Source organism: Candidatus Lernaella stagnicola (assembly GCA_030765525.1).
Classification (GTDB): Bacteria; Lernaellota; Lernaellaia; order Lernaellales; family Lernaellaceae; genus Lernaella; species Lernaella stagnicola.
In genome coordinates this window covers 57,663-71,113 of the sequence record JAVCCK010000044.1, presented here as the reverse complement: position 1 = coordinate 71,113, position 13,451 = coordinate 57,663, and the positions used below count along the sequence as shown (strand labels likewise).

The 13,451-nt window shown below is 63.6% G+C and carries 8 protein-coding genes; 4 read left to right on the top strand and 4 right to left on the bottom strand.

Features of this window, described 5'->3' with window-relative positions; genetic code table 11:
- Positions 1–58 precede the first annotated feature (58 nt).
- Positions 59–1,681 (top strand): alkaline phosphatase family protein, encoded by a 1,623-nt coding sequence (locus P9L99_20865; GenBank protein ID MDP8225825.1) that lies wholly within the window; start codon positions 59–61, stop codon positions 1,679–1,681.
- Here P9L99_20865 and P9L99_20860 read toward each other — a convergent pair.
- Both P9L99_20860 and P9L99_20855 read right to left on the bottom strand, forming a co-directional pair.
- On the bottom strand, positions 1,669–3,708 hold the full coding sequence (locus P9L99_20860; protein MDP8225824.1) for an alpha/beta fold hydrolase: 2,040 nt from the start codon (positions 3,706–3,708) through the stop codon (positions 1,669–1,671). The genes P9L99_20865 and P9L99_20860 overlap by 13 nt on opposite strands.
- Positions 3,705–5,363, bottom strand: a complete 1,659-nt coding sequence (locus tag P9L99_20855) for a glycosyltransferase family 39 protein (GenBank protein MDP8225823.1) — start codon at positions 5,361–5,363, stop codon at positions 3,705–3,707. The genes P9L99_20860 and P9L99_20855 overlap by 4 nt, the downstream gene beginning before the upstream one ends.
- A gap of 64 nt (positions 5,364–5,427) precedes the next feature.
- Between P9L99_20855 and P9L99_20850 the strand changes: the two genes are divergently transcribed.
- The gene (locus tag P9L99_20850) at positions 5,428–6,531 is read left to right on the top strand and encodes an SUMF1/EgtB/PvdO family nonheme iron enzyme (protein MDP8225822.1); all 1,104 of its coding nucleotides are present in this window, start codon (positions 5,428–5,430) and stop codon (positions 6,529–6,531) included.
- Positions 6,528–7,922, top strand: coding sequence for a hypothetical protein (locus tag P9L99_20845; GenBank protein ID MDP8225821.1), 1,395 nt, complete (start codon positions 6,528–6,530; stop codon positions 7,920–7,922). Before P9L99_20850 ends, P9L99_20845 begins: the two co-directional genes overlap by 4 nt.
- Here the strand turns inward: P9L99_20845 and P9L99_20840 are convergent.
- A complete protein-coding gene (locus P9L99_20840; protein ID MDP8225820.1) occupies positions 7,919–9,232 on the bottom strand; it encodes a tetratricopeptide repeat protein in 1,314 nt (437 codons plus the stop codon). The genes P9L99_20845 and P9L99_20840 overlap by 4 nt on opposite strands.
- A 223-nt stretch (positions 9,233–9,455) precedes the next feature.
- Here P9L99_20840 and P9L99_20835 point away from each other — a divergent pair, with 223 nt between their 5' ends.
- Positions 9,456–11,690: a hypothetical protein gene (locus P9L99_20835; protein ID MDP8225819.1), complete on the top strand. Its 2,235-nt coding sequence runs from the start codon at positions 9,456–9,458 to the stop codon at positions 11,688–11,690.
- Here P9L99_20835 and P9L99_20830 read toward each other — a convergent pair.
- Entirely contained in the window at positions 11,687–13,450 is a 1,764-nt protein-coding gene (locus P9L99_20830; GenBank protein ID MDP8225818.1) for a glycosyltransferase family 39 protein, read from the bottom strand. The genes P9L99_20835 and P9L99_20830 overlap by 4 nt on opposite strands.
- Position 13,451 lies beyond the last annotated feature (1 nt).

Genomic DNA, 13,451 nt, shown 5'->3' with positions numbered 1-13,451 from the left:
GCCTCTCCCGGCGCTTCACTCGTGGACACCACCATCCGCGAGGCGCTAAGATGATGCCATGTACGGCCCTAGTAAAAAAGCGCGCCGCGCAGGTGCGTTTCTGCTTATCTTGACGCTGGTTTGGCTGGGCGCTTGCTCGCGCGATACCGAGCCGCTGGCGCCGGTGGTCATCATCGGCCTGGACGGCGCTACGTGGAACGTCATCGAGCCGTTGATCAAGGACGGCAAGCTTCCCAACTTGAAAAAGCTGGTTGACCGCGGTGCGTCGGGACCTCTGGAAAGCTGTTGCGGCACGATTTCGCCCGCCGTATGGACGACCATAGTCACCGGCCGCGACGCGGACGAGCACGGCATCTTCGATTTTACGATGACCGATCCGAACACCGGGCAGATGGTCAAGGTGAATAATACCCACCGGCAGAAGAAAGCCCTGTGGGAAATTCTCAGCGACCGCGGCCTGCGCACCGGCATTATCAACCTCTTTTCGGCGTATCCCTTCGACGAGTTCAACGGCTTCGGCTATCTGATCGAGCGCGGCGAAGGCTATCCCGAAGACGTGCTTCCCGCCGCCGAACGCGTGCGGCAAGTGGAGCCGGATCCCAAGCTCACCTTCGACATCTCGCGCAAGCTGCTGGGCAACAAGTGGGATCTCTTCCTGCTTTACGACCGCACAATCGACGCCACGCAGCACCGCACGTGGATGTACTACGAACCCAAGAAGTTCGACTCGCGCAAATGGCTCTTCGACGAAAATGATGTCGCGCAACACGGCGACGACATCCCCCGCGCCTACATGCGGGTCGACGTCGAACTGGGTCGGCTGCTCGACCGCCTGCCGCCCGAAGCCGCCGTCGTGCTCGTCTCCGACCACGGTGGCAAGGCCAATACCGAGGGCAACACGTGGTATCTGCTATCGACCAACCGCCTGCTGCAAGCCGTCGGACTGATGAAGCTCGACCCCGGCTTCATGCCCGTGCCGGGCGAGTCGCCCTTGTACGTCTTGCAGGGCGGCAAGCCCGCCCTCGGCACCTTGTGGGACCGCAACAACGTCTACGCGCTGAACGTCGAAGGCGCGCGTCGCGGCTTGGGACTTGCGGCCGACGCCGACGAGACCGCCGTGTTCGACGCGGTTGTCGAGCGATTACGCTCTCTCCGCGTGGGGAAGGTCGACTTGCCCGTGTTCGAATCGGTTAGCGTGGAAACGCGGCCGTCGCCCGCGCCGCCCCCGCCCGGCGGCGAGCCGGAGCAGATCCGCGTGATCGTTGCCAAGGAACGGGCGCTGCTCGACGAAATCGAAGGTGACTTGCACACTCTTCCCGTCGGCCCCGGTGGGGTAGGCGAACCGCTGGCGACGTACGTAGTCAAAACGCCGTCCTCCGGCGTGCATGCCCGCAACGGAATCATTATCCTGTCGGGTCCGATGATTCAGCCTGGGCAGAGAATCGAAGGCGCTAGCGTGTTCGATGTCACGCCGACCGTGTTGACGCTGCTGGGTATTCCGCCGGGCAAGGACATGCGCGGCAAGGCGCTAACCCAGGTTCTGACACCCGATTTCGCCGCGAAGATTCCACGCACCCGCGTCGATACCTACGAAGACGGCAGCCGCCGCGCAGCGGTTCGCCTTGAACCTCTGCTCCGAGAAGATCAAAAACGCTTGCGAAGCCTCGGTTACTTGCGGTAAGGCGTGCCGCGCGATACGAGCGCGTCCACGGCGATGTCCGGCGGCAGCCAGGCCGGCGGAGTGTCGCGCCACGAGCGCAAAAAACCGTACAATCCCGGTACCGGTTCCAGTGGTGAGCGCGTGTCGGCACCGGGAGCGACGCGCACCGTCGCCAACCCCGGCGACGCGGCGACGGCCAATACACTTTCCAAAACCCGCGTCGTCTCGGCTTCCACGGCGACCGCTTGCCGCGGCAGTCGCCCGGCTTCCCGCAACGCCGCGAGGCAGCCTTCAACCTTACGCAATCGCAGACCGGTGAGCGTGGCGTTGATCGTCAGCAGCTTCAGCGGCGCTTCCACGTCGTTTTCGCCACCAGTCGGATTCATCACGAGCCAGGTCGATTCCGGCGGGCGGGTTTCGAGAAAATCGGCGGGCTCGCCGTCGATGCGAATCGCCAACCGCGGCGTCTCCTTAGCCTGCGTGCCGCGACGTAGCGCGAAACGCACTTCGCCCAACAGAGGGTGACGGCACACGGAATCGTCCAGCGACCACGTGTCGCGCCCCTCGTACACGGCGTCGACTCCCAGGGCGCGGCGCACCGATTCCGGCGGGCGCGCTTTTTGAGCCGCCGCGGCCAGCGCTTGCGGCAGTGTCCGAGATGTCGGCTGTGTCAAGACGGCGCGAATCTTCCTGCCCCACGGGGAGGGGGAGGGATGAGACGCGCCCAGCGAATCGACCATGAACTGCACCAGCGCCGCTTTATCGGGATAGCCGTAGGACGCTTGGAAAAGCGGTCGCGGGCGTATCAATTCAGCCAACGCCGACCAATCCTTCAGGCGCAACAATCCCGGCACATAGAGGCCGACGGCGGGGTTGTCGCGGGTCAGCGTTTCGAGCATCACCTCTTTGAGATCGCTGGCGGTGGCGCGGACTCCCGGTTCGGCCGCGCCGACGAATAGCGCCAGCACGCCGCCCATCGAATGCCCCATGACGCCCAGCCGGGCCGGGTCGACGTCTGCTCGCTGCGCCAAAACATTCAGGAACCAACGACACACTTCGACCCGCAACGCCATGAGGTTCGTGCCGGTGGCGACGGCCTCTACCGCAAGATCGTTTTCAGAAAGATTGTCCTTTCCCGAAGCGGGAAACGCCGGGGCGAGGACGACCATGCCGCGGCGGGCCAGTTCCTCGCCGGCAAAGCGACGCAGGTAGTCTTCCGGAAGATCGCTGTGCCCGTGCAGCGCCAACACACCGGGAACGCGGCCGGCGTCTTTGGCCGGAAGCAACAGGCGGGCCGAGACCGTGCCGTGCAGAGGTGTGGAGAGTATGAGCTGCTGAACCCGGTAACCGTCGGCCGTCTCGACGGGACCCGACCAGAGCTCGGCGGACAGCGCCGGCGTCGGCGGCAGCTTCAGCAAGTCGTCCAGCACGGTTTGGCGGTCGGCGCGGGTCATCGGAGCCGGAAAACGTTTGGCCCCTTCCCGCAGAATGTCGGCGAGGTAGTGCGGCCCCCGGCCTTGATGCAAGGTTTTGAGGCGCGCCAGTTCCCGGCGATTGGGGCGATACACCGCCGCGACGGTGTGTTCGTCCAAAGCCACCCGTTCCGGCGGCTGATAGAAGGTGCGCCAATGCAGCCATTCTTCCTTGATGTGGTACAGCGATTCCTCGGCGTCATCGCGTTGACGACGCCATTTTTTCTCCGTCTTGGCCGACAGTACGGGCCAGGGGTCCTCTTCGCTCGGAGCGATCACGGCCAACGCGTCGAACTTTGGCAGATGCTCCACGAAGGCCAGCATGGCGCTCAGGCCTCCATCGCGGGGCGAATACACATGAACCGCGACTTGCGGCGCGCCGGCGCGTGCGGCTTCGGCGAGACGCTCTGCGGCCGCGGCGGTAGCTCGATTCGTGGCGATGACGCCGACCAAGCGCTCGGTGTCACCGACTAGTTTCATCGCGGCGCTTTGTTCGGCTGCTGTTGGTGTCGCCGAACGGGAGCAGGCCGTCGTCACGAGCAGCAAAATCAGCACAGCGATTCGCGCGGTTCTCATACGCCCGGCTCCTTCCGCTTCCACAATACCAAGTCGAAGGGACTGCCCCATGCGTTGCGAATCGACCGGCGGTCGAGTTCTTCCATCAGCTTGCCTTGGGCCGCGATGACCTCGAAGGACTCCTCGGTTGGAATCGCGTAATCGCGTTCCTGCAGCGGGCCGCGCTGCGCGATCATTACCGCCAAATCGCTGTCACCCGGCCAACCGCCGGACTTCGGCGTCGCCAGCACCAGCACGTAATCCAGACTCGGCAACGACTGCGCGAACAACTTCAAATCGAAGGGCGTCGCGATGCGCTGACGCAATTTGATCGTGCCTTGCAGCGGCCTGACGAACGACCACAACACGGTCACCAAGGCGGGCGGCGACCCCTCGTGCTCGCCGTAGTCGATGATTCCCAACCACAAGGGCTCTTCTGCCGGGGCATGGCGTGCCAACGCGGCGACCGCGTCCGGAGAATGCGGCCAATATTGCCCTTCGACAGCCAGCGGCGCGACGCGCATCAGCTTCTGGCGCGCTTGAAACGATTCCGGCTGCCATTGCTCCAACAATATCAGGCGTCCGACGAAGGCGAATAGAACGAGCACCACCAGCAGGGCCGCCGTCAACGCGCGGGGTCGCAGGCTTCCCACGAAGGCGACGATGGCCAGCGCGATCGCCGGGTAGGTCGGAATCATGAAGCGGGCGATGTCCGCCGGGGCGATGGCGAACACGATGAAGGGAAGGGCAAACCAAAGCGCGAAATAGGCGAATCCCGGTAGACGTTTCCACAAGCCGCCGGCGAGGCTTACGAGGAACAAAACAAAAACCGCTAATGAGTTCGCGCGCCATAATTCGGCAAGAAAGAAGCGGCCTGTTTCGGTGTGCCCGGCTTGGTATTTGTTGAAGAAATCGAAGAGGTGGTACGAAAGATCGCTCGCGAGTTTCTCCAATCGCACGAGATACCACGGGCCGCAAACCAACAAGGCGCCCAGCGTGAACAGGCCCAAATACGACAGCGCCGCCTTGCGGCCTTCATCGTCTTGACGCCATCGGACCGCGACCGCCCACGCCACCGGCGCTGTAATATAGATAAACGCCGTACCGCGACTCAACATGGCCAGCCCCGCCAGCAGACCCGCGGCGACGGCGAAGTTCATTCCCGGCCGCAGCAGTAAGGCGACCGCCCAGGCCACCATCGCCATCTGCGCGATTTCCGGTGTGTGCGTCAACGATTGACCGGCTACTGTGGGCAAGCCGGCCAGCAGCGCCGCCGCCGCCAACCCCAAAGCCGCGTTTCCCACGCGTCGACCGATATCGAAAACCGCCACCATGGCCAACAGCAGAAATAGCGTGGCCGCGAGGTTGTATACCGGCAACGATTTGCCGCCGATCGCGCCGAACACGCCGCCGACCAATGGAAACAACGGCCCCTTGTAACTAACGCGGGTCAACACGCCCGGCGCGAAATGTTGCGAGGGATCGCCGGTTAAAGTGTAGGCGACCGAAACGCTTTGCAGCAGGTAGTCCGCGCAGTTCGTGCCCCCGACATACCCCGGCCTGGCCCGAAAATAATTCCAGTTCTGTACGGTAACCAAAACACACAACGCCGCGAGCCCCAGCCACATCGCGGCATTAAGACGTCTATTTGATTCGGCGGCGGTGGTCGTCTTCATGAAGTTGCATTATTCTACTCCCGGGCCTTGCCCGGCAACCGCGAACTGAACGTTCGGAGTTACAGTGCGAAAAACGATTACTCTCATCATCGGCGTAGTGATACTCGTAGTGCTCGGCGTCATTGCTTGGCGCGTGTTCGGGGCGTGGCTGTTATTGCCGCCCGCGCGCGTGCCGAACTGTCCGCCGGGTTTCGCCTATTACGAAGGCGGCCTATTTGAAGTGACCCGCACCGGTCCGCGTTGGCCCAACAACCGCTACACGTACACCGTCGATCTCGAACCCTTTTGTTTAGCGCGGTACGAAGCGTCGCGTCCCGAGGCCACGGCCGAATCGCGCGGCGAACGGCATTTCGAAAACATTTCACCGGCGCAAATTCGCCGCGGCGTCATTCCTTGGTACCGACTGACATGGCACGAAGCGCTGGCTGCGTGCAAGCAGCAAGGATGGCGTCTGCCGACTTTCGAGGAATTGCAGTACGCGGCTACGGCGGGTGATCCGGCCCGCGTGTGGACTTTCGGCGCGACGTGGGATTGCCGCTTGGCCGAACAGAGTTGGACCGAAACCTGCGAGGGCCAGCGACAGCGAGAGGCTCCCGGCGTTACCGGCGGCCCCTTCGGCCATAGCGATTACGGTCTGGGCGTGTACGACCTACTGGGCAACGTCACCGAGATAACCAGCACGCCATGGGACATGAAATGTTTCGGCGTGGAATATTTCACGCTGTTCGGCGGCGGCTACGGTAGCCGGAGCTTCATGCCCAACGATGTGCGCGTGGTTCCCGAAAAGCCCGGCTGTCTGCTGTCCAACTCCTTCGCCAAAAACGCGCACGGCGAGCACACGCATCATGCGGGCATCACGTTGCCGATGGACGACGGCTTTCGCCCCGCCGCCGATCCCGGGGAGCATTGGAACGATTGGACCCCCGCCACCGAACCCAGCCCGGTTCAGTGGCCGATGACCGTTTGGTATTACGAACCCGGAACCGGCAAGAAGAAGACGGTGGACGTTGTGCCGCTTGAGGCTCCGCCACCGCGAACGCCTGCGGAAAGCCAGGGCGATCGGATCATCACGGAAGCGCCGCCGTCGATGCCGGGTGCCGAAGGCGAGGAGTTGGTGGTACCGCTCGTGTTGCCGCCGCCCGGGCCCGCAAACCCGGAGAAGCCGTGAAGCGACTGCTGTTCACCATCGCGGCCGTCGTGTTGGGTCTGGCGCTCGTGGAAGGTGTGCTGCGCGTTGTCGACGTTTTCGCGGGCCGCGCCATGGACGTGCGTGTCTTCATGCCCGTGCCGCCGCGCGAAAGCCCCATCGATTTGGTTGAAGCCAAGAAGCTCGACCGCCCCGCCGGCGACATGCGCGGTTTGGAGAACACCGAGAACGACGATGAATGCCGGTGGCCGGTCAAAATACGGCAGAAGGATATGGCGTTGTCGGTGCGGTTGGAGCAGACGGATCCGGTGCGCGGAATCCTGCCTCTCCAGGAGCCGAAGCCCGCGGCGCGACGGGTGTTCGTCCTGGGCAGTTCCGTTGCATGGGGCGACGGTGTGGAGTATCCGGACACCTTTGCCGGGCGACTCGAGGGCGCGCTGAATGCCGATCGTCCGGTCGAGATTTTCAACGTGTCCCTGTTCGGAGCCGACTCGGGAATCGTGTTATTCACGGCGCAGGAAGTCATCCGCTGCCACTACCCGGACGTCCTTGTGATCCTCCTGGGCAGCGAATTCTTCCAATGGCAATACGAAGACAAAACCGTCCGCGCCCGGCAGTGGCACGCCGCCGCGGTACGTCGCTCGACCCTCTACCGTTACTTGACCGCCTCGCTGCGCGCCGCGATTGGTTCCCTATCCACACGGGCGCGAGCCGGCGGCGATCCGCGCGACCAGCTTACTCCCATGCAACAATGTCGAGCCGACGCCTCCTACCCGGAACCTTTCGCTTTCGACGCAGAAGCCTGGGCCGCCGATCGCCGCAACTATCTGGCCGCGATGGCGCACAATATGACCCAGATCATCGAAAAAGCGCGCGCCGCAGGTGTGGATGTCGTGCTGACGACCATCCCTTTTCGCTATCGCATGTGTCCGACGCTCTTCACATGGCAACCGATAGCCGCCGTAGCGCCCGGTGCCGAGGGCAAGCGCGCCCGCCTTGCTTTCCAGGAGGGATTGGCGCAACTGGACGCCGGCGAGTCGGCACTCGCCTATGAATCCTTTCACCGGGCTGCGCAGTCGTCGCCCGCGTCGCCTCTGCCGTGGCATTTCCTTGGTGAGGCCGCTATCCGGTTGGGCCGGGACCGAGAAGCAGACGCCGCCTTTCGCCGCGCACGGGAGCAAACGGTGGGCAATTTGGGCGCCGTGCTCTCCGCCAACGACTCGCTGCGCGATGTCGCCGAGCAAACCGACACGCCGCTGGTGGACCTCGCCGGGGCCATGGCCGGCGTTTTTGATGTCGAATGGAAATCGGATGAGTTATTCCGAGACTTCTGCCACCCCGACGCCGCCGGCCACGAATTGATCGCCCGCGAACTTAAGCCCGTCGTGCAACGGATTCTTTCCGCCCGCTAATTCGACGACATGTCCTCGTGAATTTGCGCGGCCAACGCCTGGGTGAATCGTGCCTGGAAATCCAGCGAGAGGTGGGTCAAATCGATCATGGCCCGCGCGTCCACGATGCCGTCGGGCAGGTTGTCGACCACGAACGTTTCCAAGTCGAACACCAGCGTGTCGTATTTCTCGGCAATCGCCCGCGTCGTGGCGTCCGGCGGTTCTTTGACCGTTTCGATGCTGGCGTCGTGCTCAACCGCCGCGGCCAGTTCGATCCGCGCCGCCTCGTCTTGACCAGTCTCCCGAAGCGCGCGACCGAGCAGCCAGCGCGCCCGGGCGTAGGTCGGGTCGATCCGCTTGGCCCGCTCCAGCTCGCGCGCCGCCTCGTCGGGACGGCCCGTTTTCAAAAGCTGTGCACCCTGTTCCAGATGCGCCGCGAACTTTTTCGCATCCGCCGGCGACAAGGCTCCGTCGTGGATCGAGAACAGCGGCGCCACGCACGCGACGCACGTGGGCGGAATGATCACCACCGTTCGTAGCTTTTTCTTGGCTGTGGTTTGCAGCGACGATTCCAAGAAGTGGGCGTAGGCCGAGGCTGCGGCGTGATTGAGGCGCTGCAAAAACGCGGCGAGATCGGGGTCGACCCGGCCGGGATCCTCGGTCATTTTTTCGCTCGGCCGCGCTTGCGGATTCGTGCGTTCCGGCGCCACCGAATGCAGCATGTCGCGCAGTGCTTCGTAGGTGCGCGTCGTTTCCAGCAGCGTCAAAATGCGACCGCGAACGCCGCTGTCGCCGAACAGGTTTTGTTCCATGTCAGCATAGATGACCGGCGCAGCCGCGGGCCATAACACGATCAGATCCGCCGCCAACGGGTCGATTTGATCCAGTGTCCACGCCACGTTATCGGCGAAACCCTGCGGCAGGGACGCGTCGATGACGACGTACCGCCCCGCGGGGGCCAGTCGATCCAATTCGCGCTGCAGGTAGTCGGCGGTGCTTTGGCCGGGCTGGGTGCCGCCGCGCATCGGGCTGCTGCCGACCATGACGATCCGCCGCACGTCGGCCGGCTTGGGGTGCGGCAGGTCGACGGCGATAAAACCGCGTTCGTCCGGGTCATTGGGCGCGGGTCGGAATTTTGGATTCGTGCGAATTCGTCCTTGGTCCACGACGTATAGGTGATCGCCGGCTTCCGGGCGCAACCCCAACGGTGGCGGTTGCTCGGGCGGCGGGGGTGGCGCGGTCTCGCGTAGAATCAACTCGGCTGCCGCCAGCAAGCCGGCCAGCAACACCAAGTTGATCAGCACAATGCGCAGCAATCTTTTCTTTCGCATCGGACGCCGTCCCTATCATTTGTGAACCGCGCCAAAGTGTAGCTTCGCCGGGCCCGCCCCGCAAACGAGAGCTCACGGCCGACAAGTGCGTAACGGTATGTCGTCAATTGACCGTCACGCAAATCGCCGAACTCTCCTTGACGACCGGCGGCACGCTGAACGACAATTTCAGCGCACGTTTTTACTTTTCGTATAAATCACGCCGGCCGACCAAGGAGTGCCGATGAACCGTTCCGTGTTCCGCCTCATTGCCGTATTTCTCCTGTTTTTGGCGGTCGGTGCGGCATTGACCTGGCCCGTGCTGGGTTCGTTCGGCAAGGGCACGTGGGGCACGAGCTGGGATATGCTCGGCAACCTTTGGTTCTTCGATCAGGCGCGCCACATGGTTGCCTCCGGCGATTGGTCGGTGACGACCACGCGCGTCTTCTACCCCTTCGGCTACAATCTACGCGCCGACTTGGCGCACTTCCTCTTGCCGCTGCTTTCCGTGCCGCCGCAATTGCTCTTCGCCATCCAGCCGGTGGAGCTTTACAGTATTTTTCTGCTGCTTTCCCTGGCGTTCTCCGGTTTCGCCGCATTTGTACTCGCGCGACGATTTACCGATTCCACCGTCGCCGCGTTCGCGGCCGGGATGCTCTGGCTTGCTAATCCCATCACCGCTCGGGAATTGGCCGCCGGCAGTCTTGAGGTGGCGTGCACCGGATTTTTCGTGTTGGCGTTTTGGGCATTGCTGCGCCTGGCCGACAAACCTACGGTCGGTCGCGCCGCAACGTTGGTCGTGTTTTGGCTGTTGGCCGGATTCACCAACTGGGTGATGGCCGGCATGTTCGGCCTGGTCGTGGTCGCCGCCGCGCCTTTCCTGTGGCGTCGAACGCAACCGGAGATGCGCCGCACCGGCGCCATACTGCTCGCCGCGGCGATCGTTCTTACAACGCTGGCCGCGCTGCCCTTTGTCGGGCCGTTGATCCACGGCGACGACTTGACCATCGACGAATCCGACCGCGCCCTGGCGCGTATTACGCCCGATGCCGTCCTGGCCCGCCAAATGCACGATGCTCAAGTTGGGACGACGGCGGCATTGCTCGGCGATTCCTTGGACGTCGGCGAGTTTTTCGTCGCGCAAGATGAGGCCGTACCCGCCGCGCCGCTTGCTTGGTGGGCGCTCGTCGTACTTAGCGTGTTGGGGCTGGCCGACGCCAAGCGCCGCCGCGCGTGGCTGCCCGCGTTGGCCGTGGGGTTCATCGTGCTGGCCGCGGGTCCGTATTTGCGGTGGTTCAACCATTTCAATTTCGGCAACGACCAATTCGCCGTGCCGCTGCCGGCGTGGCTCGCCTATCACCTCGTGCCGGGCTTTGACCTGTTTTACCGGCCCTATCGCTTTATGCTGCCCGCCGGGTTGTTGTTGATCGGCCCCACGGCGATAGGCGCGGCGTGGTTGATTGCCTTGGCGTCGCGACCTCGCACGCGATGGTATGCGGCGGCGGCGGTGGTGCTCATAACGGGTATTGTCGCGTTGGCCGGATACCAGGCCGGGGGCGGGGCGTTCCGCGAGGTTTTCGTTCCTGAGGAATACGAAGACGTGGTGGCCAAGTTGCCGGACGGCGCGCTGTTGGAAGTGCCCTTTTTCCCCTTGCCGATCAGCGACGTGAACGCGCAGGCCATGTTGGCTCAAACCCACCATCGTCGGCCGATATTCAACGCGACGCTCTTGCGAGGCCCGGCTTGGCGGCAAACCGCGGAATGGGCGTCCCGCAACTCGGTGATCGGCGCGCTGCTCGATCTGCAACTCCGCCGGGATGGGCCGTGGCAGGCGGCGCGGGGCGATGTCGCCGCGCTCTACGACCAGGGTTTCCGCTACGTGCTGGCGCACACCATGTTTGAAGAAAGCAACGAGGAAATCGCGCGATTCCGCCGCCTCCCCCACGAACTATATATGCTTTCCGACGCGCTTTTCGGCCCGGCCGAGAAACTGCCTTTCGCGCGCTTGTATCGCATTACCGACCGGCGCGACGGGATGGTCGCCGTGCCGCCCGACGCGGTCTCGCGACTGCGCTACGAGCGACTGTATTACCGCCCGCAAATCAACCCCACGCCCGTGGGCTACGTGTCGCTGAGCGTGGGAGCCGACGGTTGGGGCGAACCCCTGGCCATTGCCGTGCCCGCGACCGCGAACGAAGCCGACGCGCTGTGTCTCTGGGTGAGGCGCAAACAATTGGGCGTACAGGGCGGGCCGCTCTCACTGACTTTCGGCGGTGCGGAAGGTACGTGGTCGGCGCCCTTGAAGTTGCCGACAGGATACGAGTGGCGGCGGGTTTGCACGCCTTTCGGCGCGGCGGGGACACCACCGGCGTCGTCCTTTACGTGGTTGCGCATCGTTGCGGCACAAGGCGAACCCTACGTCGTCGATTTGGATGACGTCGCGTTCGTGCGGCGGGAAACGGTTTCCACGACTGATTAAAAATGCGGTGGAGGCGGAGGTGCAAGTTGGCCCGGCGGCGGCACGGGAGGCATCTCGACCCACGCCGCGCGCCCGGCGGTCGCCTGATGGATGTGGATTTCGCTGCCGCTGGGAGTCGTTAGTACGCCGCGCTTCTTGAACACCTCTTGGTATTCCGGTTTTTCCAACACAAGCCGCACCGCTTGCGCCAGCGGACAGTGGCGCTCGTGGTCGCGCAGCGGCTTGTCGCGCAGGTTGAGCAGCAAGACGTCGGAAAATCCCAGCACCTTTTTGAACTGGGCGTCGCCTTCGACCCGCAACGCGAAGTCCGCCAAGGGCTCCGCTGGTTGGGCGGGGGCTTCCGGATCATTGTCGCCGCACAGGTGATCGAACCAGTATTCGGTGCGCTTGTACTTGAAGCCGTGCCGGAAGGCATAATAGTTCAGCACCATGTCCGAGACGTAATAGTCGGCGAAAGGCACAACGGCAACCATCGGCGCTTCGACATCGGCGGTCAGTTCCTTCAAGTGGGTGACGAGCGTTTCGTAATTGGCGTCGGTGCCCGGCGCGCGTGGTTCATATAGTTGTTTTTCGAAGGGCAGGCCGTAAACGTCCAGGGTGCGGACAAACAACACGGCGAGAATCACCGCGAGACCGGCCTGGACGCCCCACATCCAGCGCCGCGGCAATCTTGCGGCCCCGGCCGCGATCACGATGGCCATCGCCGGCAAGATCGGCAGCATCACTTCCATGTTCACCACGGGCAAAAAGGAAAAAATCGTCACCGGCACCACGATCCACGAAGCGAAAAACAATATCGCCGCCCAGGACGAACGAAAGACTTCGCGACGGTAGGCCGTGTAGGCCAGTCCCGCCAGCGCCACGACCGCGGCCACCGTCGCCACCGGTCCCAGCATGAAGGCGATCAAGCGCGGGTAGTAAAGGAATTCGAATTCCGGCACGCCGCGCAACGCCTGAAAACCCAGCGTGAAAGATAGATGTCGCAGCGCCGGCACGTACCATAACGCCGCCACAGCCGCGGCGGTAACCAGGGCAAGAACGGACCCACCCAACCGTTTGGCGAACGCCGAGCGGTCGCGCGATAAGTCGCGGCCCAATTCGAACAACGTCCACAGCGCCGGCGCGACTAAAAACACCGACGCCGTGTGCTTGACCAGCAGCAACGCTCCGGCAAGCAGACCGAAAACGACGGCGCGCCCCGGACGGGCCAGGCGCTCGCTGCGCCACCAGGCCCACAGGGCGAACGTCACCACTACCGTCATGGGGTAGGCCGCGTAAAGTTGGCGTTGCAGGTAGAAGCAGCCCGGGAAGAGGGGGGCAATCGCCGCCGCGGCGGCACTGGGCACCGGTCCCAGAAAGCGCCGCGCCAGCAGGAAGGTTCCCAGAACCAGCAGCGGCAAATAGAGCATGACCGGTAGAAACGGGGCGTTGGGCAGGGCGCCGAACCAGGCGATGCTTCCCGCCACGACAAGCGACGGCAGCGGCGGATAGACGAGAAAGGCCATCAGGTACGGCGTGACGAAACTGTCGCGCCAGTAGTGAGTTTCGTATCCGAGAATGGCCGTCGTCCACGGCTTGGTTTCCCGCAGGCGTAAAAACTCCACTGCCGGATTCAGAATGGCCGTGTCTTCCTGAATCACGCCGCCGGTGTAGGTGGCCATCCAGTAGCCGTGCGCGGCCAACAGCAAGATCGTCCACACCACCAAGGCCAGTGGCAGGAAGATTTTCCGTTGAGTTTGTGCGCTCTGCGTTTTGGTCATG